We start from the raw sequence: 24,346 nt of genomic DNA on the forward strand, positions 1-24,346 counted from the left end.
GTTCGGCGGCGACCGCTGGTTCGCGCGGCGGTGCTTCGCGTTTCGCGTCGGGGTTTGCTTCGGGCCGGAACACGCTCACGCGGGGCGCACCACCCGGGCGAAGAAGTACACCGCGCCGGTTTCGGCGTGCCGCACCAGCAGCAGGAACGGCCGGTCGAACCGGACTTCCAGCGGTTCGCCGGAGATGAGCGACATCGTGCGCATCTGGACCGCGGTGGCGGCGGCACCCTCGAGGCCTTGTTCGTCCAGCCGGAGGACGGCCTGGTGCAGGATGCTGTCCACCCACAGCGGACGGTCCGGCGTCAGGCCGGTGAGATCCGCGTCCTCGGTGAACAGTTCGCGCACGCCGAGGCCCTGCAACGCCCGTTCGAGATCAGTGCGTACGTCGAGGGAGATCTTGGGCAGCGACAGCTTGATTTTGTGCTGCTTCGGGCTTTCCACGAGCGCTCGCAACGACGGTCCGTCGAGCGCGGATTCGGCGCTTTCGAGGTCGTCGTCGGGCAGCAGGAGCACGGTTTCGACGCCGCCCTCGGCCGCCAGCCGGACGACCTGCCAGCCGTCTTCGTGGGCGTAGCCGACGGATTCGTCCAGGTGCATCGTCGGCACCTGGCGCACGCCGTCGGGAGTGTGGAAGTCGGCGTCCGCGGTGGCGTGCTCGGGGAACGGGTGCCGCCAGGCGGTTTTCAGGTAGAGCGCGTTGACCAGGCTGGCCCGCGTGTTCGGGTGGATCGCGCCTTCGGGCAGCAGCTCCGGGATCAGCCCGTGAGTGGTCTGGTCCACGTCGGCGTTGATCCGCCCGCGCGAGCCCTCGGGATCGGTCTCGAACGGCGCGGTCTCGGCCTTGCCGCCGGGCCAGCGCAGAAGGGCTGTCCGGAAGCTGTCCTCGACGGTGATCCGGTCCGAAGCCCAGAGCGTGTTCGCGACGGCCAGCCGGACGTCGTCGCCCAGCTCCGAGGCGGCGTGCAGCAGCCCGCTCTGGTCCCGGCCCAGCACAGCGGCCAGCTCTTCCGCGGTGCGCCCGCGCGCGGCCTGCTCGGCGAGACCGAGCGCGCTGGCCGCCGAGTAGGGCGAGAAGCACGCGTCGCTTCCCGGGGTCGCGGTCGCACCGTGCAACGCCAGGGTGAAGGTCAGGTGGCTGTCCAGGGCCATGCGGCGACCGTACCGGAACGGGTGGTTCCCCTGCTCCCGGTTCGGCAGGTGCTGCTGTTTGGTGCCGTCGGGTGGGTCCGGTTCGGCACCACACGGGTCGCTGGACGGCACCACCACGCACGGCGTTGCGCGGCCCGGGCTCGGCGAGCAGCACCGCTCGACGCCGCCCACTTCCCCGGGCACCGCACCGCACCGATCACCGGACAGCACCGCGCCCGCCCCCAGGCTTCGCATCCACCTTCAGCAGGCGGCATCGCTCCACGCCACGTTCCGCCGCGCAGGCTCCGCAAGAAGCACCGCTCCACGCCGCCCACCTCCCCAGGCCCCGATCACAGGGCAGCACCGCGCCCGCCGCCAGGCTGCGCACCTACCGTTCAGCAGGCGGCACCGCTCCTACCGCCCGCCGCGCCGCGCTTCACACCGCACCGTTCGGCAGATGGCATCGCTGCACACCACGTTCCGCGGCCCCGTTCGGCAAGAAGCACCACTCCCAACACCTGCCGCACCAAGGCCCGTACCTCGCCCCGGTCGCCAGGCACCGCCCCTCGCACCCCGCCGTGCCCCAGCCGCACCCAGGTCCGTACCTCACCCAGCCACGAGGCTGTGCGCACCCCGCCGTTCCCCTAGGCGACCGTCCCGCGTCGCCTGCCGCGCCAGGCTCCGCGCGCAACCGTTCAACGGGCGGCGCCGCTCTAGACCACCCGCCGCAACCACGGCCCTCTCACCGCTCGGCAGGCGGTGCCGTGCCGTGGCGTCCGGTGTGCCAGCGATGCCATTCGTAGGCCTGCGCGTCGGTGAGCGAGGCCACCTGGTCGACCACGACCCGCAGCCGGGCCGCGTCGTCCGGGGCCGCGTTCCATGCCGGGGCCAGCAGCGGGTCGAGGGCATCCGGCGCGCGCCGGCACAGCGCCGCGACCAGTTCGGTGATCACCTCGCGTTGCCCGTCCTGCATCGCCAGCCGGCGGCGGTCGCTCATCACGTACCGCAACGCCAGCGCCTTGAGCAGCGCCACCTCCGCGCCGACCTGCTCCGGCACCGCCAGCCGCGCGGCGTACCGGGTGAGCGGGCCCTCGCCGTAGCCCGCGCGCGTGCCGGTGACCGCGGCCGAGGCGAACCGGCCGACCAGTTCGCTCGTGAGCCGTTTCAGCGCGACCTGGGCGCGCAGCGAACCGTCCGGCTCCGCCCGCACCAGTTCGGCGACCACCGGCAGGTCGAGCAGTTCCTTCGCCGCACCCTCCAAAGTGGACACCGACAGCGTGGAGAAATGCCGCGCCGCCGCCTCGGCGACCGCCGCGCGTTCCTCCGGATCGGCCAGCACCCGCAACCGGATCCGCCCGGCCAGCACCCCGTCCTCGACGTCGTGCACCGAGTACGCCACGTCGTCCGCCCAGTCCATGATCTGCGCTTCCAGACACCGGCGCAGGCCCGGCGCGCCCTCGCGGATCCAGCCGAACACGGGGAGGTCGTCCGGGTACACGCCGTATTTCGGCTCCCCGGACCGGCGCGGCCACGGGTACTTCGTGGCGGCGTCGAGACACGCCCGGGTGAGGTTGAGCCCGGCCGTCGCGCCGTCCGGCCCGACCGCCTTCGGCTCCAGCCTCGTGAGGATGCGCAGCGTCTGCGCGTTGCCCTCGAAGCCGCCGCACGCTTGCGCCGCCTGATCGAGCGCGCGCTCGCCGTTGTGGCCGAACGGCGGGTGCCCGATGTCGTGCGCCAGCCCCGCGGTGTCGACCAGGTCCGGGTCCGCGCCCAGCTCCTCGGCGATGCCGCGGCCGATCTGCGCGACCTCCAGCGAATGCGTGAGCCGCGTGCGCGGCGCACCGCTGACCTCCGCGCCCTCGCCCGGCCCGACCACCTGCGTCTTGCCCGCCAGCCGGCGCAGCGCGGCGGAATGCAGCACCCGCGCGCGGTCGCGGGCGAACGCGCTGCGCCCGTCCGGCCGCGCACCGGCCAGCGCCGCGCCCTTGGGTTCCTCGGCCAGCACGCGGGCGCGGTCGTGCTCGCGGTAGCCGTCGCTCACCCCGCCAGCTTAGGCGCGGGGACCGACAATTCAGCCCATCGTCGTGCCGAACAGGTCGTCCGCGGGCGACTTGGTGAGCTCGTAGAACAGCAGCGCGCCGGTTTCGCGGAAAATGTAGCGGACCTGCGTCGAGCGTTCCTGCACGATCGGTCCGCTGTGCGTCGGCGCGGTCCACGCCTCCAGCCCGAGGTCCTCGGACATCGTCCGCGACCGGTAGGAATGCCACGGATCGCTGACCAGCACCACCGAACGCCAGCCGCGCGCTTTCACCTGATCGGCGACCGCGCGGAGGCTGCGCAGGGTGTCGTTGCCCTCGCCGACCGGCAGCGTCGCGGCTTCCGGCACGCCGTGCTTGGTCAGCCAGCGCGCCCCCGCGGTCGCCTCGGTGTAGTTGTCGCGGCTCTTCTTGCCGCCCGCCGTGATGACGGTCTTGGCGACCCCTGCGGCGTAAAGCTGCCGCGCCTTCTCCAGCCGCGCGGTGAAAATCTCCGAGGGCTTGCCGTTGTACTGAGCGGCGCCCAGCACGACGATCGCGTCGGCCGGCGTCCGGTCGTTCTCGCGCGCGACCTGCCACACGCGGAACGCGGTGCCGCCGATGACCGCGACCAGGGCCAGCACCGCACCGAAAACGATGCGGCGCACCCAGTTTCCCGCAGCAGGACCTGTCCGCGCCTCCATGGCGGCCATCCTCCCAGAGCCGCCCTCCGGGGACGGGAAGGCACCCCGAAGCCGCTTTGGTTCTTCCACTCCGACGCGGCACGAAGTGCGTCCAGCGCTTCCTTCGCGGCCGCTGCCGACGGACCCGGCACGATCTCATCGGGTCCTGCGGCGCGGAACCCTTAGAGCCAACCGCGTTCCTCCGACAACCGCACCGCCTCCGCGCGCGTGCGCGCACCGGTCTTCCCGATCGCCGACGACAGGTGGTTGCGCACCGTTCCGTCCGACAGGAACAGGGCTTTCGCGATGTCCGCGACCGTGCTGCCGTCCTTGGCCGCGCTGAGCACGTCGCGTTCCCGGGCGGTCAGCGGGCTGGTTCCGGTGGCGAGCGATTCCGCGGCGAGCGCCGGATCGACCACCCGCAGTCCACTGTGGACTCGGCGCACCGCCTCGACGAGCTGTTCCGGCGGCGCGTCCTTCACGACGAACCCGGCCGCGCCCGCGGCCATCGCCCGGGCGAGGTAGCCGGGGCGGCCGAAGGTCGTGCAGATGATCACCCGGCACGCCGGAAGCGCGGTTTTCAGCTCGGCCGCCGCGGTGAGGCCGTCCATGCCGGGCATCTGCACGTCGAGCAGCGCGACGTCCGGCGCCGTTTCCTTCGCCGCGGCCACGACCTCGTCGCCGGTGCCGACCTGGGCCACCACCTCGATGTCGGCTTCCAGGCCGAGCACCGTGGCCAGCGCGCCGCGCACCATCGCCTGGTCGTCGGCCAGCAGCACCCGGATCACGCCAATCCTCCCGCGGGTTCGGCCCGCACCGCGACGGCGGACCCGTCCGGCTTCGGCTCCGGGACCTCGGCCCGGACCACCCATCCGCCCCCGGGCCTCGTCCGCGTGGTCAGCGTGCCCCCGATCGCGGCCAGCCGTTCGGACAAGCCGCGCAGGCCGTTGCCCGGCACGACGTCCCCCGCGGCGCGGCCGTTGTCCTCGATCTCCAGCCAGTCACGCCCCAGCCGGACCTTCACCTGTTTCGCCCCGGAATGCCGCAGCACGTTGGTGATCGCCTCGCGCAGCACGTAGCCGAACGTGCTCTGCAACTCCGTCCGGACGTTGTCCACCGCGTGCGGCAGATCGGCCTCGACCTCGGCCGCGCGCAACGCCGCCCGCGCCCCGGCGATCTCGGCGGGCAGCGAAACCTCGCGATACTCCGACACCGTGGCCCGCACATCCGACAGCGCCGACCGCGTGAGCCCCTCGACCTCGCGGATCTCCTGCACCGCGCGGTCGAGGTCGCCGGAGCTTTCCAGCACCCGCCGCGCCAGCCCCGCCTTGACCGTGATCGTGGTGAGACTGTGCCCCAGCAGGTCGTGCAGATCCCGGGCGACCCGCTCGCGTTCGTTGGCGACCGCCAGCGTCCCGATCTCCTGATTCGCCAGCTCCAGCCTGCGGATCACCCGGATCAGGTTGGACATGAAGAACATCGCCGACGTGACCGAGACGACCGTGATGACGTCGGAGACGTGCTCGGCCAGATCCCCGCGCAGCCACAGGACCAGCACGAGCACGCTCAACGCCGTCCCGTTGAAGATCAGCGACCAGGCGGCCGGGAACAGGAAGGCCAGCGTCGCGGTGGCGTAGAGCAGGATGTACGGGCTGGCACCGGCGATCAGCGCGCACAGCAGGCCCAGCGCCAGCATGACCCCGCCGAACCAGAACCGCACCGGCCGGGGCTTGCCGAAAACCACCGGAAACACGACATAACAGAGCGCGTAGACGGCGATCAGCGCGAAAAGCAGGATCCGGATCCACAGCGGCCCGGGGTCCTGAATCAGGCCGCGGGTCGCGGGGATCAGGTACGGCAGCAGGAAGCCCGCTGCGAAGATCGGCCACCCGACCCGGTGCGGACCGCGGCCCGGGCGCGCCGGCGGGTCCTCCCACCAGGACGCCCGGTCCTTCAGCCCGAACCGGTGCTCCGGGGCCCCGCCGGGCACGGCCTCCCGTCCGAGTGGCGACACGTCGTTCTTCCCTCCCCACCCGGTCAAACCCGGGCGCTGTCCTTACGGTATCGCCTGACCACGACAATCCCGAGCACGAGCGTCCAGGCGCCCAGCACCCCGAGCGCGGTCGGCATGCTCACCAGCAACTGGTTCGCCACGACCGGCCGGACAAGGCCGAGGACCCAGTAGGTCGGCATGAGCTGCGCGACGTCGTGCATCCAGGACGGCATGCCCTCCAGCGGAATCCAGAGCCCGCCGAGGAAACCCATGCCGAGGGTGACGATCATGCTGATCGGCTGCATCGACTCCGGAGTGCCGAACTGGCCCAGCAGCAGCCCGAGCAGCACCAGCGGAATGGTGCCGAGGAAAATGCCGAGGACGATGCGCAGCCAGCCGGCCGGGTCGAGGTGCACGCCCTGGGAGAACGCGGCGATGGCCGGCACGAGGATCAGCGCGGGAAGCCCGGCCAGCATCCCGGAGAGCGCTTTGCCGCCGAGGTAGCCCGCGCCGGACAGCGGGGTCAGCCGCAGCTGCCGCTGCCAGCCGCCGGCCCGCTCGATGGCGAGCCGGCCGCCGTTCGTGATGGCCGCCGCGAAGGAGCCGAACGTCATCATGTTGACCATGAGCACGCCCGCGACCGCGACATGGTCCGGCGCGGACGGGTTGGTGAACACCGTGGCCTGCAACAGGAACATGAGGACCGGGAAGGCCACGACGAAGATCAGGAACCGGGGCGAGCGGAACAGCCTGCGGGTTTCGACGACCAGGTAGGCGGGGTTCATCGGACTGCTCCTTCCGTTTCGTCGGAGGTCAGGGAAAGGAAGGCGCCTTCGAGGCCGACCGCGCCGATCTCGATGTCGCGCACGGCCGGAACGGCGGCGAGCAGGGCGCGCAAGGTGGTGTCGGAGTCCGAACTGGACAGTGCGACGCGTTCGCCGCGCAGTTCGAAGGAGGTGACCGCGGGCAGGGTCGAGACCAGGTGCTCGCTGACCCCGCCGGGCAGCACGGCGCGGATGGTGCGGCCGCCGGCGAGCGCGCGGACCTCCGCGACGGACCCGTCGGCGGCGATTTCCCCGGCCCGCATCAGCACGACCCGGTCGGCGAATTCCTCGGCTTCTTCCAGGTAATGCGTCGCGAACAGCACCGTCCGGCCGGTGTCGGTGAACGAGTACATCGACTTCCAGAACTCGCGCCGGCTGCCGACGTCCATCGCCGCGGTCGGCTCGTCCAGCACGAGCAGATCGGGATCCGACACCAGCGCGACCGCGAACCGCACGCGCTGTTTTTGCCCGCCGGAAAGCTTGTTCGCCCGCCGGTCGGCTATGTCCTCGACGCCCGCGCGGCGCAGCGCGTCGCGCACCGGCATCGGACGGCGGTGCAGTTTCGCGACGAGACCGACGGTTTCGCGCACGGTCAGGTCGTCCAGCAGCGTGCCGCCCTGCAGCATCGCGCCGATCATGCCCGCGCGCACGGCGTCGGCGGGCGTCCGGCCGAACACCGAAACGGTGCCCTCGTCCGGTGTGGTGAGCCCCAGAATCATGTCGACGGTGGTCGATTTGCCCGCCCCGTTCGGGCCGAGCAGCGCCACCACTTCCCCCGGCGCGATGGTCAGGTCGACGTGGCCGACCGCGCGCACGTCGCCGTAGCGCTTCGCGATGCCGCCCAGCCGGATCGCCGCCCCCGCCGCGATTTCCTGTGTGTTGTCCATGGCTTGAAGCGTGCCGCGCCGGGGCGGTCCGCACGCAGGCCGAGCGTCACGACCCGACCGTGACAGGTGTCAGGGGCGCCAAGGGCGGAAACGCCGGACGGCCCTCCCCGGCGAGGCGGGAAAGGGCCGTCCGGAACGGATCGCGCGGCGGTCAGCAGCCGAGCAGGCGACCGGCCAGGTACGACTCGACCTGGTCGATCGAGATGCGCTCCTGCTTCATGCTGTCGCGCTCGCGGATGGTCACCGCGTCGTCCTCGAGCGTGTCGAAGTCGACCGTGACGCAGTACGGCGTGCCGATCTCGTCCTGGCGGCGGTAGCGGCGGCCGATCGCCTGCGCGTCGTCGAAGTCGACGTTCCAGTGCTTGCGCAGCCGCGCGGCCAGGTCGCGCGCCTTCGGCGACAGGTCGGCGTTGCGCGACAGCGGCAGCACCGCGGCCTTGAACGGCGCCAGCCGCGGGTCGAGGTGCAGCACGGTCCGCTTGTCGGTGCCGCCCTTGGCGTTCGGCACCTCTTCCTCGTCGTACGCGTCGACCAGGAACGCCATCATCGAACGGCCGACGCCCGCGGCCGGCTCGATCACGAACGGCCGGTAGCGCTGGCCCGAGGCCTGGTCGAAGAACGACAGGTCCACGCCCGAGTGGTTCGAGTGCGTGGTCAGGTCGAAGTCGGTGCGGTTGGCGATGCCTTCCAGCTCGCCCCACTCCTGGCCGGCGTTGAAGGAGAACCGGTACTCGATGTCGACGGTGCGCTTCGCGTAGTGCGAGAGCTTTTCCTTCGGGTGCTCGTAGTGGCGCAGGTTCTCGGCCTTGATGCCGAGATCCTCGTACCACTCGGTGCGCGTGTCGATCCAGTACTGGTGCCAGTGCTCGTCCTCGCCCGGCTCGACGAAGAACTCCATCTCCATCTGCTCGAACTCGCGCGTGCGGAAGATGAAGTTGCCCGGCGTGATCTCGTTGCGGAAGGACTTGCCGATCTGGCCGATGCCGAACGGCGGCTTCTTGCGCGACGCGGTCTGCACGTTGAGGAAGTTCACGAAGATGCCCTGCGCGGTCTCCGGTCGGAGGTAGTGCAGGCCTTCCTCGGACTCGACCGGGCCGAGGTGCGTCTTCAGCATCATGTTGAAGTCGCGCGGCTCGGTGTACTTGCCCCGGGTGCCGCAGTTCGGGCACGGCACCTCGGACAGGTCGTCCTCGGTGGTGGTCTTGCCGGTGCGCGCCTCGAAGTCCTCGGCGAGCTGGTCGGCGCGGAACCGCTTGTGGCACGAGAGGCACTCGATCAGCGGGTCGGTGAACACGTTCACGTGCCCCGAGGCGACCCAGACCTGGCGCGGCAGGATGACCGAGGAGTCGATGCCGACCACGTCCTCGCGGCCCTGCACGACGGTCTTCCACCACTGGCGCTTGATGTTGTCCTTCAGCTCGACGCCGAGCGGCCCGTAGTCCCACGCCGACCTGGTGCCGCCGTAGATCTCTCCCGACGGGAAGACGAAGCCACGGCGCTTGCACAGACTGACGACGGTTTCGATGGTATTGGCGGGCACTCCACGCTCCGGACGCATGCGGGGACGGTTATCGGACTTGAAGGTCCAGCGTATCCGGCCCGTCCCCGGGGCCTCCGCGCAGGTCGGAGGTCACGAACGGGTGACCGGCGAGGCGGTCGCGACCCGGTTGTCGTCGTAGCCTTCCTGGCCGCCCACGTAGTCGCCGCCGCACGTGACGAGCACGAGCCGGTGCGGTCCGTCGGGGTCGAAGAGTTTCGCGGATTCGGCGGCCAGGTCCGTTTTGTGGATCGTGCGCACCTCGTCGACCCGGTACTGCCACTGCTTGCCCGTGGTGTCGGACACGGTGACGACCTGCCCGGGCTTCATCCGCCAGAGCTCCTGGAACGGCCCGGACCTGCCCGCCCAGTTGACGTGCCCGGACAGCAGCGCGACGCCCCGCGCGGCCCCGAGCCCGGAGCCCCACCAGGCCGCTTCGGAGAGACTCTTCGGGATCGGCAGCGCGCCGTCCGCGCCGACCTCCTCGGCGATCAGCTTCGCCTGCCCGCCGCCGGGCAGCTTGACGGTGCCGGGGGTCTGTCCGGGGTCCGGCTGGGCGTTCCCGGCTTGGCTGTTCCCGGCCTGGCCGGTGCCGGCCTGCGCGGTGCCGGTCGGCTGCTGCGGCTGCGCCGCGGTGTCCTTGCCGGCGAAGAAGATCAGCATCGCGGCGATGACGGCCGCGACTGCCGCGACGGCGGCCACGACGATCAGTGCGCCGCGTTTGCGTGCTGGTTGGGCTTGTGTCCCCTGCATCGTGCTCCCCTGGTCCGGAGGTTTCTCCAGGGAGACATGCCGCGGGGCGGCGGCGGGGTTGCACGGATTTCGCGCGGGCTCCCGTGGCTTGCCGGAGGAGGACCGGCCGGGTTCAGTCCGGCCGCGAGACCAGGTCCGCCGTGACGATCCGGTTCTCGTCGTAGCCCGCGGTGCCGCCGACGTAGTCGCCGCCGCAGGTGACCAGGACCAGCCGGTGCGGGCCGGTCTGGGCGAACCAGCCGGGGGCCTGCGCGGGCAGCTGGTCCTTCGGGATCGTGGTCGCGCCGGTGACGCGGTAGAGCCAGCGGCCGCCGGAAGAGTCGACGATGCTCACGTTGTCGCCGGTGCGGACGCGCCACAGGTCGTCGAAGGGCCCCTTCGTGCCGGCCCAGTTGACGTGTCCGGACAGCACCGCGGCGCCCTGTGGCGCGCCGAGCCGGGCGCCCCACCACGCGGCGTCGCCGAGGCCGCGCGGGATCGGCAGGATGCCGTTCTGGGTGATCTCGGTGCGTTTGAGCCGGGCCTCGGAGCCGTCCGGAAGCCGGATGCTGCCGGGGCGTTGCAGGCCGATCGCCTGGCCGTCGGAGGGCAGTTCGGCAGGAGCGCCGTCCTCGCCGGGAAGCGAACCGGGCGGCGGGTCGGCGACGGCGGCCGGCGACGGGGCGGGCACCCAGGTCAGGACGATCACGCCGGCCGCGATCGCCAGGACGGCGATCACCGCCGACGCGACCGTCAGCACGGTGCGCGGCACGGCCTAGTCGCCGCGGGTGCGAACGGCCCGCGCCGCCGCCCGGCGCCGGCCGAGAACGATCGCGACGGCCCCGAACAGCAGCCCGCCGCCGAGCAGGCCGAAGCCGAGCGGCAAGCGCACGTCGTCGGACGGCGCGGCGGCCTGCGGGCCGAGGTAGCCGGCCGGGACCTCGGTGGGCACCGACGGCTGCTGCACGGTGCCTCCGCTGCCCGAGCCGTTTCCGGCCGCGGCGACGAAGTTCTTCGGGATCGAGCAGCTGACGCCGCCGAGCACCATGCTGGTCTGCACGTCGCTCAGCTTGGCGTTGTTGGCGTCGCGCGCGTGCGTGGTGATCTCGACGCGCCAGCCCGCCTGGGCGGTGACGTCGCCGGAGCGCCAGCCGTCCTGCTTGATCAGCTGGTCGAACGACGAAACGCGGGACAGGGCGAGGTCCGAGGTGGTCTTGCCGGGGTCGCTCTGCGGCACGGAAGTGGGCGAGCCCATCTTGAGGCCGGTGATGTTCAGGGTCCCGCTGGCGGGCATCGGAACCTGCTTCAGCGCGTCGTCGTCGCCGCGCACCCAGACGCGCGCGGCCGTGGTGGTGCCAGTGGCCTTGCCGGGCCCGGAGCAGTCGACCGAGCTGCGCGCGCCTTCGAGGACCAGCATGGTGTTGTCGACCGGCTTCGGCTTGCCGCGGCTGTTGTCGCGCAGCGCGTAGTTGGTTTCCGCGACGGCGGTGGGCACGTGGGTGGTTTGCAGCGCGGCGACGACCTGGTGGTCGCGGCTCGCGATGCCCGCCGGGTACGGGCTGGCGGAGGCGTCCGCGTACTTGCCGAGGTCGATCTCGTAGTTGGGGCCGAAAGTGTTGCGCTCGCCCTGGTCCTTCGGCACGGCGACCCGGTCCGTGCCGAGCTGCGACTGGCCGGGGGTGAGCGGGGACCGCTGGGTCTCGGTGATCAGCGCGCCGCCGTGCTGCGGGTCGCCGCCGAGCCGGACCGAAGCCACGTTGGCGAACGAGACCGGACCGGTCTTCTCGTCGACCGCCTGCCCGGCCTGTGTCTGCGCCGCAGCGGCCGGGGCCAGCGCCGGCAGTGCCACCAGGGCCGCGACCGCGGCCTTCGTCACGAAACGAGTCATGTCTCCCCACTGCCCTCCGGCAACCCCGAGCGGCCCGCCACTGTCCGAGACGCGACGGAGCGCCCCCGCGACAACCTTGCACCGTCCGCCACGCCTTGCGAAGCCGACAAGCCAAATCTTCACGAACTCACCCGATCGGGTCAATCCGGATCGCCGGTCCCCCGCGCCCCGGCGATCACCGAGCCCGGCGATGGGAACACTACGATGGCGGCGAAGGTTATCGGCAATGACATCCGGCTTCGGAACCGCCACCCTCCTTGGTTCGCCGGCCTTGGGACCTTGGGACAGGGGCGGGACGAAGCGGGCGGCGGGACGCGAGTGGAGGCAACGATGACGTCGGCACCTTCGAGCGCCCTGTCCGACGGCCTGGGGACGGGATCCGCGGGCGAGGCCACGGCCGGGTCGGCTGGGGACTTCGCGTCGTCTGGGGGGAGTGCTGTGGCCAACGAGGCGGGTGCGATCGGTGGGGGCTCCGCGGCGGCCGGGAAGTTCGCCCCCTCCGGGAACAGCGTCGCGGCCACCGACACGGGTGCGACGGGACCGGCCAGTCCGGGTCGCGCGGCGGTCGGGAACGCTGAGGCATCCGCGGTGAATGACGTTCCTGCCGAGGCCAGCTCGGTGCCAGCCGGAGCCGCCGAGACGCCTGTGGTCGCGGCCGGGCACGTCGCTTCGGCTGAGTCGGACGAGGCAGTCGCCGGGCAGGCGGAGCTGCCCGCGGACCCGCCGCATCCCGTCGGCGCGGATAGCTCTGCTGGGGGGCCCGGACCTGCGGTTTTGCCGCCGGGCGTGCTGGCCGACGCGGGAGAACTGCTCCGGGCGCTCGCCGCTCCGGTGCGGATCGCTATCGTGCTGCAGTTGCGGGAGGCGGACCGGTGCGTGCACGAACTCGTGGACGAGCTCGACGTCGCCCAGCCGTTGATCAGCCAGCACCTCCGCGTTCTCAAGACCGCGGGCGTGGTCCAGGGCGAGCGGCGCGGCCGCGAGGTCGTCTACCGGCTGGTGGACGACCACTTGGCGCACATCGTCGTCGACGCGGTCGCCCACGTGCAGGAAGGGAAGTGACGATGTCCTCGGTCCCCAAACCGGCCCCGGTGCCCGGCCGCCGGTCCACGAAGCAGCGCGCGGCGGTGGTCGACCTGCTCAGCACCGTCGACGACTTCCGCTCGGCCCAGGAACTCCACGACGAACTTCGCAAGCGCGGCGACGGCATCGGCCTGACCACCGTCTACCGGACGCTGCAGTCGCTCTCCGAAGCGGGCGAGATCGACGTCCTGCGCACCGACTCCGGAGAGGCGATCTACCGCCGGTGCTCGTCCCACCACCACCATCACCTCGTGTGCCGCGTGTGCGGGCGCACGGTGGAGGTCGAGGGTCCCGCGGTGGAGCGCTGGGCGGAGAAAATCGCGGCGGAGCACGGGTTCACCGACATCAGTCACACGGTGGAAATCACCGGGACCTGCGCCGAGCACTCGAGCTGACCTGCGCCTGGCCAGCCCGCGCCGCGGCTGAGCGGAGGGCTGCCGAGCGTGCGCGCTGGCTGTCATTCCGGACGTCGGTCGCACCGTGCTTGGCCCGCGCACGCCAGGCTGGGCGAGCCCCGCGTTGCGGGTGAGCGGAGCGTTTCTGGCCGCCGAGCACGCGCGCTGACCGTCGTACTGACGTGGGCCGCCGGGTGCCAGGCCGCCGAACACGCGAGATGACTTGGGCTGGACGAGCGCCGCTGGCTGAGCGGAGCGCTCCCGGTCACCCAGCACGCGCACTGACCGTTGTCCAGACAACGGGCCACACGGTGTTTAGCCCGAGTGTCGGGCGCGCCGAACACCCGAGCTGACTTGGGCTGGACGAGCGCCGCTGGCTGAGCGGAGCGCTCCCGGTCACCCAGCACGCGCACTGACCGTTGTCCGGGCGTGGGCCGCACGGGCGTTTAGCCCCGGTGCCAGGCGGGCAGGGCACGCGAGATGACCTGCGCCAGGACGAGCCCCGCGCTGTGGCTGAGCGGAGCGCTCCGGGTCGCCAAGCACGCGCGCTGACCGTTGTCCGGGCGTGGGCCGCACGGGCGTTTAGCCCCGGTGCCAGGCGGGCCGGGCACGCGAGGTGGCCTCCGTCCGGCGCGACCTGCTGCGGGTGGGCCGAGCGGTTCCGGCTCGTCGAGCGGTTGGCTCCGGAATCTCGCGGGCTGCGGAGCGAGGAGCCACAACGCGCACAGCTGCCGGGCGGGCTTCGGCTCAGCCGGGGTCGTGGACCAGGACTGCGGTGCCAACGATGGCCTGCTCCGGCGGCGGCTGGAGCGGTCCGGTCTGTTGGACATCTGAACCGGGCTCGGTGTGTGGTGGCGGGCCGTTCCGAGCTGGCTGGCGGCGCGTGGTTCATCCAGGGTTCGACGGGCAAGCGGAGCTGCGGCGAGCGTCTGGCTGCGGGGTTTCGCAACTCTGAGCGGACTCGGGCCGATCGCGATCCAGGGGCGGTTCGGGCACGTCTCAAGCGACGGGCTTGAGCGGGCACGCGAAGCCGGGCTGCTTCGGGCGAGGGAGCTCAGGTGCACCGGGCGGGTTGGCTCGGCGGTCCGCGCTCCGAAGGGGTCGGGGCGTAGGGGTCGAGAGCGCCGGTCCGTTCAGTATTCATACGGGTCCTTCGGCGCGGTGATCCGCTCGACGGTCGCTGGGATCAGGTCCGGCGTGTAGCTGTTGGCTTCGGTCGCGGTGCCCGGCACGATCTGGCCGGCGACGCGCAGCCAGGTGTCGCTCGGGAAGCGGTCGGCACCACCGCCCTTTAGGTGCACGGTGACGGGGGCCGCGTCGGCGGCGCAGCAGCTGATCACCATGCGGGCCAACAAGGTTTGGCCTCCGGTGTGCACGACGAATCCGGAGATTTGAACCGTGCGTCCGTTCATGGTTCCGTTGGCGTCCCAGCCCGCGCGCGTGACGACCTCGTTCATCGCCATCGGCACCACTGCTCCGGCGGGGAGCGGCGGGAACGCGGCGGCGGACGTGGTCGCGGCGCTGGCGGGCAGGCGTGCTTCGGTGCGGGTGACCGAATCCGCGCCGAGTGCGGGCGGGGCGACCAGGAATACCGCCAGTACCGGAACGACCAGCAGCCAGGCCGAGCGCGCCGGGTGATGGTGGTGGCCGTGCGCGTCTGGATGTTCGGTGTGTGCTTCGGACTCGTGGACGGCTTTTGCCGCGGCGCGCGCGGTTGCGATGTCGCGGATGATGGCTGTCGCGCCCAGCAGCAGCATCACCGCACCGCCGGCGATGATCCATGGTTGCTGGGCTGGTTTTACGTAGCGCAAGTAGTCGCCGTTGAGCGCGATCTTCACGAGGGCACCGCCGAGGAGAATCAGCAGCACGTTCTGGGTTTCGCGCCTCATCGGACGCCTCCGAGGAAAATCACGCCCGCTACGGTGCCGCAGGCGATCGCCACCACGAAGGTGACCGGGGCGAACCGCGTGGCGAAGGAGCGGCCGAAAGTGCCTGTCTGCAAAGCGAAAAGCTTGACGTCGATAGCCGGGCCGACCACCAGGAACACCAGCTTCGGCAGCAACGGCACCGCGGTGAGCGAAGCGGCGACGAACGCGTCGGCCTCGCTGCACAACGCGAGGACAACAGCCAGGACCGCCATCACCACGACGCCGACGATGATCTGCCCGGACAACACTTCGAACCACTTCGCGGGCACGAGAACGTTGAGCGAGGCGGAAATCAGCGCGCCGAGGACGAGAAAACCGCCGGCTTCCACGAGATCGGTGCGAGCGGTTTCGGCGAAGACGCGCCATCGCTGTCCCGGTTGGACGTCGGGCAAACGGCGCAGCGCCCGCTCGGTGATCCAGGAGAGCTTGCCCCAGCGGGCCCAGATCCAGCCCATCGCCATCGCGGTGGCGAGCGAGCCGGCGAACCGGGCGAACACCATTTCCGGGCGGCCGGGGAACGCGACCGCGGTGGCCACCAGCACGACCGGGTTCACCGCGGGTGCGGCGAGCAGGAACGTGAGCGCGGCTGCAGGCGCGACGCCTTGGCCGATCAACCGGCGTGCCACCGGCACCGACGCGCATTCGCAACCGGGCAAGGCGACTCCGGCCAGCCCGGCGACTCCGACTGCGGCCGGCGCTTTCTTCGGCAGCACCCGTTCCAGCGCGCGGGCGGGCACGAACGCGGCGATCGCACCGCTGATCAGCACGCCGAGCACGAGAAACGGCAGCGCCTGCACGCACACCGCGACGAACACGGTGGATCCGGTGCGCAGCGCGGGCACGTCGAAGAGATCCTGAAGCTTGCTCTGGCCGAGGACGGCGACCAACAGCACGGCGCACAGGATTTCGACGGAGCTGATCCGGAACCGCCGCGTGCGGGGGCGCTTCTCGGCGGCGTTGCTGGAAAGAGTTTCCACGACGGCGATGATGCCAGCCGGGTCCGACAGAACCCCAGCCGCCGGTGTCGCGAAGGGTCCCCTCGCGCCGGTTTTGCGGAATGTCACCCGATTGGGAGGGAGAAACGGGGCGGAATCGGGCGCGGTGGAGAAGGGAACGCGGCGTGGATCTCTTGACTGGAAGAGGTTGGCGGCGCATCGAGGGAGACGAGCAGGCTCAGGCGCGAGCGTCGGAGGCGGTCACGAGAGGTCCTCGGCGATTCCGACGGCACATCACAAAACCGGACGGACCTCGCGCGGGGATTCCGCCGCAACAGCGAAGCTACCGACGAGACGCGCCCGACCAAGCGGGCCGCAGCAACCGCGCAGAAGCAACCGCCGCGAACTGCAGAGCCAGCAACGAGAGAGCCGCACGGGCCGTAATTAGAAGCCGAACGCACGCCGAGCAGAAGCATCCACTGCGAACTGCAGAGCCAGCAACGAGAGAGCCGCACGGGCCGTAGTCAGAAGCCAAACGCACGCCGCGCGGCAACACCCACCGCAATCGGAAGCGCCGACAGCGAGATGTCCACGGCGATGCAGGCGCAACCAAGCACCTACCGGACGGGGCTTTCGCCGCGAGCAGCAAAGGCGGTAACCAGAGGCCGCAGCCAAGCAGACCGCGATCAGCGGGGCGACGGCGAAACCGGAGACCCCCGAGCCGGTGCGGGAAGAAGAGCCGCTCGCGCCGCCGGAGCGGCCGCAGCCCAGCACGCCGCCGACCAACGAAACCGAACGCGCACCAACTGAACCAGACCCGAGAGGTCCCCAGCCAAGCAAGCGGCAAGACGGCGGAAGCGAGCGGCCGACCGGCCAAGAACGCGAAGCGAGCCCCAACCGGAAGCAACTGGCCAACTCGCGAAAACCCGGCCAACTGCACCGCAGGAAGCGAACCCCCACGAACAGCCTCAGGCCTCCACTCCCGGCAACTCCGTCCGAAGCTGCGAAGCAGTCGAAACCACCAGCATCAGCAACGTCCCCAGCGGCGAAGGATCCATCCCTTCCGCCGGGAACGCGTATCGCAGCGTCACGTCCATCCCGCGCTCCGTGTGGCCCACGCCCAGCGTCCCGAACAACCCCTGTCCGGCCCGCTCGGCGACCGCCGCGGCGAGGCCTGGGTCGTCGGGCTGGTCCCAGGCCACCACGCAGGTCAGGCTGAGCACCGTCAGGCCGTCGGCGAGGCGGGTGGCCTGGATGACGCACGGGACGTCCGCGTGGGAGAACGTGATCGCGCCGTCGTCGTCGACGTGGACTTCCAGGTAGCGTTCCAGTGCTTCGCGCGCCCGGGCGAGCAGTGCGCCGGTCTCGGCGGCTTCCGCGGTGCTCATTTCGCGCTCCCTGCCTGGTCCACCGCACCGCCGAACCGGCGATCGCGTTTCGCGAAGTCGAGGCACGCCTGCCACAGGTGGGTCCGGTCGAAGTCCGGGAACAGCGTGTCCTGGTACACCATCTCCGCGTATGCCGACTGCCACAGCAGGAAGTTCGAGGTCCGCTGTTCCCCGGACGGCCGCAGGAACAGGTCCACGTCCGGCATTTCCGGCTGGTACAGGTACTTCGCGACGGTGCGCTCGTCGATCTTGTCCGGGTTGATCTTCCCCGCCGCGACGTCCTGGCCGATCCGGCGCATCGCGTCGCCCAGTTCGGCGCGGCCGCCGTAGTTGACGCACATCGTCATGTTGAGCTTGGTGTTGTGCTTGGTTTTCTCTTCCGCGATCTGCAGTTCCTTGATCACGCTCGCCCACAGCTTCGGCCGCCGCCCGGCCCAGCGGATGCGCACGCCGATCGAGCCGAGGTAGTCGACCTGGCGGCGGATGGTGTCGCGGTTGAAGCCCATGAGGAACCGCACTTCCTCGGGGCTCCGCTTCCAGTTCTCCGTCGAGAAGGCGTACACCGACAGCCACTTCACGCCGATTTCGACCGCGCCGCTCGCGACGTCGATCATCACGGCCTCGCCGCGTTTGTGGCCCTCGATCCGCGGCAGGCCGCGCTGGTTGGCCCAGCGGCCGTTGCCGTCCATGACGAGCGCGACGTGCTTCGGCACCAGGTCCGGCGGGATTTCCGGCGGCTTCGCGCCGGAGGGATGCGGATCCGGCGCCCGCAGCTCGTACCCGGTCGAGCGGGTCTCCCGTCCCCTGCGCAGCACTCGCGGCCTCCTGAAGAATGGACTTCCTACCCGGCCGACCCTACTGGGCCCGGCCCGGCGGCCTCCCGGGCACGCCGCTCCACGAGCGGGAGCGACCGCAACTGCCGCTCCAGATGCCACTGCAGATGCGCCGCGACCAGGCCGGACGCGTCCCGGCGGGTGATCCCCGGCGCCGCTTCCGCGACCGCCCACTCCCCCTGCAGCAGCGCGTCCAGCAGAGTCAGCACCTCGGGTGCGGGATGCACCGAACCGGCGATGCGGCAGTCCGGGCACATCGAGCCGCCCGCGGCGACGTTGAACGCGGCGTGCGGGCCGGGCAGGCCGCAGCGGGCGCATTCGGTGATCGCCGGGGCCCAGCCGGCGTAGGCCATGGCCCGGAGGAAGAACGCGTCGAGCACCAGGGACGCGTCCCGCTGTCCGCCGGCCAGGGCCCGCAACGCGCCCACGACCAGCAGATACAGCTTCAGAACCGGTTCGCCCTCTTCAGCCGAGAGCCGGTCCGCGGTTTCCGCGATCGCGCTCGCCGCGGTGTAGCGCTGGTAGTCGGCCACCAGCGGCAGGGCGAACGCGTCGACGGTCTCGACCTGGGTGATGACGTCGAGCGACCGGCCCGGATAGAACTGCACGTCCACGTGCCCGAACGGCTCCAGCCGCGCCCCGAACCGCGACGACGTGCGCCGCACGCCCTTCGCGACGGCCCGGACCTTGCCGTGCCGCCTCGTGAGCAGGGTGACGATCCGGTCGGCCTCGCCCAGCTTGTGCGTGCGCAGCACCACCCCGGTGTCGCGGTAGAGGTTCACCACCCCGACATCGTCGCACTTCGCCGTCGATGCCGGGGCGGGACACCCTGGATCAGCAGTAGCTGCCGGTGCAGTAGTAGCTGTGCACCTCGGACGCGGCCGTGATGCCGATGATGATCATGATGATCGCGACGAGCCAGCCCAGCGCCCCGAGGATGGTGGCGATCAGGCACAGCGTCTTCGTCGTCTGCGACGCCTGCTGGGCCATCGCGTAGTTGCCCTGCATCTTGTACGACTGGACCTCGTTCGACTTCATGATCGCGAAGATCGCGAGGATCCACATCAGGAAGATGCAGCCGATCGCCCAGCCCTTGTAGTCCTTGATGGCGTTCAGGTCGCCGCCGGGCGCGCCGCCGAAACCAGGCTGGCCGTACGGCGCGGGCTGGCCGTAGGGCTGCTGCGGGTACGGCTGCGCGGGCGTCGGGCCGGACTGCGGGTACGGCTGCTGGCCGTAAGGCTGCTGCGGCTGGCCGCCGTAGGGCTGCTGGGGCTGGCCGTAGGGATTGGTCATCTGGGTTCCCCCGAGTTCCTCGTACTTACCGTGATCCGGTGCGGATCAGGACTGGGCCGGACCGGGCTTCGGCGTATCCGGCTTGATCATCTGCGTCGCTTCCGGCTCGCCGGCCGGCGGCACGACCTGGGTGCGCTCGGCGGAGCCGGGCGCTTCGGACGGTGGCTGGGGTGCGGGCGGGCGCACGACCTGCGTCGGCTCGGGCTGGTCGAACGGCGCGGGACCGGGCGGCTGCGGCGCGGCGGGCGGCTGCCCGAAACCCGGCTGCGGCTGACCGGGCTGGCTGAACGGCAGCTGCGGCTGGCCGGGCTGGCCGAACGCGGGCTGCGGCTGGCCGGGCTGCCCGAACGCGGGCTGCGGCTGGCCGAATCCTTGCTGCGGCGGGGTTCCCGGGACCGGCGGCTGGCCGAAGCCCGGCTGCGGGGCGGCGAATCCGGGCTGCGCGGCGGGAGAACCGGGGTGCGGCTGGGCGGGGAACCCGCCCGAGGCGGGCTGCCCGAATCCCGGCTGTCCCGGGAGTCCGCCCGGCTGGCCCGGCTGCCCGAATCCGCCGGGCTGACCGGGAAATCCACCGGGCTGACCGGGTTGGCCGGGCTGGCCGAAACCACCGGGCTGCCCCGGGAATCCGCCGGGCTGCCCCGGCTGACCGAACCCGCCAGGCTGGGCGGAATACCCGCCCGGCTGGCCGATGCCGCCCGGCGCGCCCGCGGGCTCGGCGGGCACCACGATCGTGCTGAGGATCTTGTCCGAGAACGTCTGCGCTTTGTCGTCCCACAGCGGCCACAGGTAGCCGAGGGCGAACGCCATGCTGTCCAGCGCGTGCGCGACGTCGCGGACGAACGCCATCCCGGCGCCGATCGGTTCGCCGGTGGCCTCGCTGACGAGTTTGATGCCGACGATCCTCTTGCCCAGCGACTGGCCGGTGTTGCCGCCGTTGATCCAGCGGTTGAAGACCGTCCAGGCGAGATTGCCGAGAATCGCGAGGGCGTAGACGATCGCGCCCGCGATGCCGGACGCGATCGACACGAGCAGTGCGACGATGATCCCGCCGAGGAGCGGGGCGAAGTCGATGAGGTAGGCGCCGGCGCGCTGGCCCCAGTCCGCGTAGACCCGGGCGGGACCGTACGGCTGGGGGTAGCCCGGCGGCTGCTGTCCCGGCGGCGCGCCGAACGACGGTCCGCTTTGCGGCGGGCCGCCGGGCTGGCCGTAGGGATAGGTCATCGAGTGTCCCCCTCGTCGCTGCGAACTGGGCCTGGCCGGGTCCACGGTGGACACGTCAGTGCGCGGGAGCGTACCTCGTGCGGCGACGCGAGGCCGAGCAGGTGTCCGCTTCGGGTGACTCGTTGGACGCGAAGACCGCCGAATCGGTTCCAGGGACAGCGAAAACGAGGCGAACTCACACGAACAGGCTGGTGAACGGCGCGAACGGAAGGTTGCGCACCACGAACCACACGACGAACACGACCGCGACGACGTGCGGTGTCCAGCGCCAGTGCAGCCACGACCGCACCATGCGGCCGCGCAGCCGTCCCGTCGTCCAAGCGAGGCCGCTCCACGCGAACAACGCGACGAACGCCAAGGCCACCGCGTTGTAGTGCAGCGCCGCGGAAAAATCGCCGTGCAGCACGCTGTAGGCCATGCGCAGGCCGCCGCAGCCGGGGCAGTCGATCCCGAAAAGCAGCTTCGTCGGGCACACCGGGAGCGGGCCGCCGGGAGTGGTCGGATCGCCGAACCACACCGCGACGCAGCCGAGGCCGATCCCGCCCGCCGCGGCCGCGGGACCGGCGAGAGCCCTTGCCACCGCACGGGTTCCGCGCGCCGGCAGTCCGGTGTAGACGGTGTTCAGTGCCACCAGAGCACGTTCCCGGCGACCAGCAGCACGATGAGCGCGACGAGCACGTACAGCCCGATCAGGATGGCGACGCTGAGCGCCGACCACATCGCCCACTTGCGCGCCTCGTCCGCCGCGCGGTGCGCTTCGGCCGCGTATCCCTGGTACCACAACGTGTTCACCTGGCTGGCCTTGACGATCGCCACGATGCCCAGCGGCAGGCAGCAGAACACCGTCGCCAGGATCGCCCACACCAGATTGCTGTCCGGCGGCGGCGGGTACTGCGGCGGATAGCCGTACGACGGAGGGTACGGGCCCTGCGGCGGATACGGGCCGGTCATGCGGTCCCCCTGGACAATTCGGGTGCGGTCCGGCCTGACGCTACCCGCCCGCGCCGCCGGGCACGATCACTACCGGTCAGAAACCCAGCCGGCGCAGCTGCTTCGGGTCCCGCTGCCAGTCCTTGGCCACCTTGATGTGCAGGTCGAGATAGACCTTCGTGCCCAGCAGCCGTTCGATGTGCTTGCGCGCGGTCGCGCCGACCTCGCGCAGCCGTTCGCCCTTGTGCCCGAGGATGATCCCCTTCTGGCTGGGGCGTTCCACGTACAGCAGCGCGTGGACGTCGATGAGGTCGTCGCGGTCCTCGCGCGGGAGCATTTCCTCGACGGTCACCGCGATGGAGTGCGGCAGTTCGTCGCGGACGCCTTCGAGCGCGGCTTCGCGGATCAGCTCGGCCACGAGGGTCTGCTCGGGCTCGTCGGTCAGTTCGCCGCCTGGGTACAGCTGCGGGCCCTCGGGAAGCCGCTGCACCAGCAGGTCGGCGACCGTCTGCACCTGGAAACCGTCCACAGCGGACACCGGCACGAGGTCGGCGAACTCCATCACGTCTTGCAGCGCGACCAGCTGCTCGGCGACCTGCTCCGGCTTCACCAGGTCGGTTTTGGTGACGATGCCGATCACCGGGGTGCGGCGGGCGATCTTCTTCAGCTCGGCGGCGATGAACCGGTCGCCGGGGCCGATTTTCTCGTTGGCCGGCACGCAGAACCCGACGACGTCCACTTCGGACCAGGTCTCGTGCACGATGTCGTTGAGCCGCTGGCCGAGCAGCGTGCGCGGGCGGTGCAGGCCCGGCGTGTCGATGATCACGAGCTGCGCGTCGTCGCGGTGCACGATGCCGCGGATGGCGTGCCGGGTGGTCTGCGGCTTGCTGGAGGTGATCGCGACCTTCGTGCCGACGAGCGCGTTCGTGAGCGTCGATTTGCCCGCGTTGGGGCGGCCGACGAAGCAGGCGAAACCGGAACGGTGCGGTTCGGTCACGAGTGCAGCACCTCGACCACGGCGCCGGACGGGTCGGCGAAGATGATCGGCGCGGCCTTGGAGACGTCGCGGACCGCGTGCACGGACGCCTCGGCGACCAGCGCGTCGGCGGTGACCACGGCGGCGGCTTCGAGGCCTTCCGCACCGCTGGACAGCGCGGCGGCCACGGCGGCCTGCACGGCGGTGAGCTTGAACGACGGCTGGTCGACGGTGGCCGCGGCGTAGGTGCGGCCGTCGCTGTCGCGGACCGCGGCGCCTTCGTCCGCGCCGGTGCGGGCGCGGGCCGAACGGGCCAGCGTGACGAGCTTCTGGTCCTCGGCGTCGAGGTCAGGCATGTTCGACTCTCCTGTCGTGTTCTTCGGGCTGGGGCGGGCGGGTGCGCGGGCGCGCCGACGACGGCCGGACGACCACGGACGTGATGCGCATCCGGCCGCGGCGGTCCTTGCCCCCTTCGGCGAACAGCCGAAGGCCGGCGACCTCGGCTTCGGCCCCCGGCAGCGGGACCCTACCCAGTCGCTCGGCGAGCAGCCCGCCGACGGTCTCCACGTCATGGTCTTCGAGGTCGATGCCGAACAGTTCGCCGAGGTCGTCGACGCCGAGCCGGGACGACACGCGGACCGAACCGTCCTCGAGCTCCTCGATTTCGGGGCGCTCGTCGGCGTCGGATTCGTCGGTGATCTCGCCGACGATCTCCTCGAGGATGTCCTCGATGGTGAGCAGGCCGGCGGTGCCGCCGTACTCGTCCACCGCGATCGCCATGTGGTTGTGCGTGCGCTGCATTTCCTTGAGCAGCTCGTCGAGCCGTTTGGAGTCGGGCACGAAGCTCGCCGGGTTCATCACCGCGCCGACGACCGTGCTCGGCCCGTCCGGGCTCATGTACTCGGGCATCAGGTCTTTGATGTTGACCACGCCGACGATGTCGTCCACCGAGTCGTCGATCACCGGGACGCGGGTAAAGCCGGTGCGCAGCGCGAGCGCGAGGGCCTGGCGCACGGTTTTGGTGCGTTCGATCCACACGATCTCGGTCCGCGGCACCATGACCTCGCGCGCGACGGTGTCGCCGAGTTCGAACACCGAGTGGATCATCTCGCGTTCGGAGTCCTCGACGACGCCGCGTTCCTGGGCGAGGTCGACCAGTTCGCGCAGTTCGACTTCGGACGTGAACGGGCCTTCGCGGAAGCCGCGGCCGGGGGTGATCGCGTTGCCGAGCACGATCAGCAGCCGCGACAGCGGGCCGAGGACGGTGCCGAGGGCGCGGACCGGTCCGGCGACGATCGTGCCGACGCGGTACGGGTGCTGGCGGCCGATGGTGCGCGGGCCGACGCCGATGAGGACGTAGCTGACCACGACCATGACGACCGCGGACACCAGGATCGCGAGCCACAGCCGGTCGAACCAGGCGACGAAGGACACGGTGACCAGCACCGTGGCGGTGAGTTCGCAGGCCAGCCGCAGCAGGAGCAGCAGGTTGATGTGCCTGCGGCGTTCGGCGACGACCGCGGCGAGCTGGCGGGCTCCGACGCGGCCGTTGCGGACGAGGCCGTCGACTCGGGCTTGCGACACCGTGCCGACCGCGGCGTCCGCGGCGGCGAACACGCCCGCGAGCAGCACCAGCGTCACCGCGACGACGACCTGTGCCGGGGGGTTTCCCATCGT

25 protein-coding genes are annotated in these 24,346 nt (G+C 71.2%); 2 read left to right on the forward strand and 23 right to left on the reverse strand.

Going from position 1 to position 24,346, the window contains the following annotated elements; translation table 11 throughout:
- Nucleotides 1-75 precede the first annotated feature (75 nt).
- The 11 genes from L942_RS19610 to L942_RS19660 form a co-directional block, all read right to left on the reverse strand.
- Nucleotides 76-1,149, reverse strand: a complete 1,074-nt coding sequence (locus L942_RS19610; RefSeq protein ID WP_037362584.1) for a serpin family protein — start codon at nt 1,147-1,149, stop codon at nt 76-78.
- Between the two features lie 721 nt (nt 1,150-1,870).
- Complete coding sequence (locus L942_RS19615) at nt 1,871-3,169, reverse strand: deoxyguanosinetriphosphate triphosphohydrolase (RefSeq protein ID WP_037362407.1); 1,299 nt, start codon at nt 3,167-3,169, stop codon at nt 1,871-1,873.
- A gap of 30 nt (nt 3,170-3,199) precedes the next feature.
- The gene (locus L942_RS19620) at nt 3,200-3,847 is read right to left on the reverse strand and encodes a YdcF family protein (protein ID WP_440201330.1); all 648 of its coding nucleotides are present in this window, start codon (nt 3,845-3,847) and stop codon (nt 3,200-3,202) included.
- A gap of 161 nt (nt 3,848-4,008) precedes the next feature.
- Nucleotides 4,009-4,614: a response regulator transcription factor gene (locus tag L942_RS19625; protein ID WP_037362411.1), complete on the reverse strand. Its 606-nt coding sequence runs from the start codon at nt 4,612-4,614 to the stop codon at nt 4,009-4,011.
- Nucleotides 4,611-5,840: a sensor histidine kinase gene (locus L942_RS19630; protein ID WP_235079267.1), complete on the reverse strand. Its 1,230-nt coding sequence runs from the start codon at nt 5,838-5,840 to the stop codon at nt 4,611-4,613. The genes L942_RS19625 and L942_RS19630 overlap by 4 nt, the downstream gene beginning before the upstream one ends.
- A gap of 23 nt (nt 5,841-5,863) precedes the next feature.
- The gene (locus L942_RS19635) at nt 5,864-6,604 is read right to left on the reverse strand and encodes an ABC transporter permease (RefSeq protein WP_037362413.1); all 741 of its coding nucleotides are present in this window, start codon (nt 6,602-6,604) and stop codon (nt 5,864-5,866) included.
- On the reverse strand, nt 6,601-7,530 hold the full coding sequence (locus L942_RS19640; RefSeq protein WP_037362415.1) for an ABC transporter ATP-binding protein: 930 nt from the start codon (nt 7,528-7,530) through the stop codon (nt 6,601-6,603). The genes L942_RS19635 and L942_RS19640 overlap by 4 nt, the downstream gene beginning before the upstream one ends.
- A gap of 151 nt (nt 7,531-7,681) precedes the next feature.
- Complete coding sequence (locus L942_RS19645; protein WP_037362417.1) at nt 7,682-9,070, reverse strand: glycine--tRNA ligase; 1,389 nt, start codon at nt 9,068-9,070, stop codon at nt 7,682-7,684.
- Between the two features lie 90 nt (nt 9,071-9,160).
- A complete protein-coding gene (locus L942_RS19650) occupies nt 9,161-9,820 on the reverse strand; it encodes a class F sortase (RefSeq protein ID WP_037362419.1) in 660 nt (219 codons plus the stop codon).
- A gap of 112 nt (nt 9,821-9,932) precedes the next feature.
- Nucleotides 9,933-10,571, reverse strand: a complete 639-nt coding sequence (locus tag L942_RS19655; protein ID WP_037362420.1) for a class F sortase — start codon at nt 10,569-10,571, stop codon at nt 9,933-9,935.
- 3 nt (nt 10,572-10,574) lie between these two features.
- Nucleotides 10,575-11,687: a hypothetical protein gene (locus tag L942_RS19660; protein WP_037362422.1), complete on the reverse strand. Its 1,113-nt coding sequence runs from the start codon at nt 11,685-11,687 to the stop codon at nt 10,575-10,577.
- A gap of 708 nt (nt 11,688-12,395) precedes the next feature.
- Here L942_RS19660 and L942_RS19665 point away from each other — a divergent pair.
- Both L942_RS19665 and L942_RS19670 read left to right on the forward strand, forming a co-directional pair.
- Complete coding sequence (locus tag L942_RS19665; RefSeq protein ID WP_037362588.1) at nt 12,396-12,749, forward strand: ArsR/SmtB family transcription factor; 354 nt, start codon at nt 12,396-12,398, stop codon at nt 12,747-12,749.
- Nucleotides 12,750-12,751: 2 nt separating this feature from the next.
- The gene (locus tag L942_RS19670) at nt 12,752-13,165 is read left to right on the forward strand and encodes a Fur family transcriptional regulator (protein ID WP_106964947.1); all 414 of its coding nucleotides are present in this window, start codon (nt 12,752-12,754) and stop codon (nt 13,163-13,165) included.
- A gap of 1,133 nt (nt 13,166-14,298) precedes the next feature.
- Here L942_RS19670 and L942_RS19675 read toward each other — a convergent pair.
- The 12 genes from L942_RS19675 to L942_RS19730 all read right to left on the reverse strand — a co-directional run bounded on the left by L942_RS19675 (nt 14,299) and on the right by L942_RS19730 (nt 24,343).
- On the reverse strand, nt 14,299-15,054 hold the full coding sequence (locus L942_RS19675; protein WP_037362426.1) for a TIGR03943 family putative permease subunit: 756 nt from the start codon (nt 15,052-15,054) through the stop codon (nt 14,299-14,301).
- A complete protein-coding gene (locus L942_RS19680) occupies nt 15,051-16,070 on the reverse strand; it encodes a permease (protein WP_037362590.1) in 1,020 nt (339 codons plus the stop codon). The genes L942_RS19675 and L942_RS19680 overlap by 4 nt, the downstream gene beginning before the upstream one ends.
- A gap of 926 nt (nt 16,071-16,996) precedes the next feature.
- Nucleotides 16,997-17,416 (reverse strand): YbjN domain-containing protein, encoded by a 420-nt coding sequence (locus L942_RS19685; RefSeq protein ID WP_037362428.1) that lies wholly within the window; start codon nt 17,414-17,416, stop codon nt 16,997-16,999.
- A complete protein-coding gene (locus L942_RS19690; RefSeq protein ID WP_037362430.1) occupies nt 17,413-18,231 on the reverse strand; it encodes an isoprenyl transferase in 819 nt (272 codons plus the stop codon). Before L942_RS19690 ends, L942_RS19685 begins: the two co-directional genes overlap by 4 nt.
- 26 nt (nt 18,232-18,257) lie before the next feature.
- Complete coding sequence (recO, locus tag L942_RS19695; RefSeq protein WP_037362432.1) at nt 18,258-19,034, reverse strand: DNA repair protein RecO; 777 nt, start codon at nt 19,032-19,034, stop codon at nt 18,258-18,260.
- A 49-nt stretch (nt 19,035-19,083) separates the two neighbouring features.
- Nucleotides 19,084-19,542, reverse strand: a complete 459-nt coding sequence (locus L942_RS19700; protein ID WP_037362434.1) for a CD225/dispanin family protein — start codon at nt 19,540-19,542, stop codon at nt 19,084-19,086.
- Nucleotides 19,543-19,587: 45 nt separating this feature from the next.
- Complete coding sequence (locus L942_RS19705) at nt 19,588-20,763, reverse strand: RDD family protein (RefSeq protein WP_051166103.1); 1,176 nt, start codon at nt 20,761-20,763, stop codon at nt 19,588-19,590.
- 175 nt (nt 20,764-20,938) lie between these two features.
- Complete coding sequence (locus L942_RS19710) at nt 20,939-21,394, reverse strand: DUF2752 domain-containing protein (RefSeq protein WP_162472749.1); 456 nt, start codon at nt 21,392-21,394, stop codon at nt 20,939-20,941.
- A complete protein-coding gene (locus L942_RS19715) occupies nt 21,385-21,714 on the reverse strand; it encodes a CD225/dispanin family protein (RefSeq protein ID WP_037362436.1) in 330 nt (109 codons plus the stop codon). Before L942_RS19715 ends, L942_RS19710 begins: the two co-directional genes overlap by 10 nt.
- Nucleotides 21,715-21,790: 76 nt before the next feature.
- Entirely contained in the window at nt 21,791-22,690 is a 900-nt protein-coding gene (gene era, locus L942_RS19720; protein WP_037362438.1) for a GTPase Era, read from the reverse strand.
- A complete protein-coding gene (locus L942_RS19725) occupies nt 22,687-23,025 on the reverse strand; it encodes a hypothetical protein (RefSeq protein WP_037362440.1) in 339 nt (112 codons plus the stop codon). Before L942_RS19725 ends, era begins: the two co-directional genes overlap by 4 nt.
- A complete protein-coding gene (locus tag L942_RS19730) occupies nt 23,018-24,343 on the reverse strand; it encodes a hemolysin family protein (protein WP_037362442.1) in 1,326 nt (441 codons plus the stop codon). The genes L942_RS19725 and L942_RS19730 overlap by 8 nt, the downstream gene beginning before the upstream one ends.
- Nucleotides 24,344-24,346: the final 3 nt, after the last annotated feature.

Source organism: Amycolatopsis orientalis DSM 43388 (assembly GCF_000411975.1).
Classification (GTDB): Bacteria; Actinomycetota; Actinomycetes; order Mycobacteriales; family Pseudonocardiaceae; genus Amycolatopsis; species Amycolatopsis orientalis_D.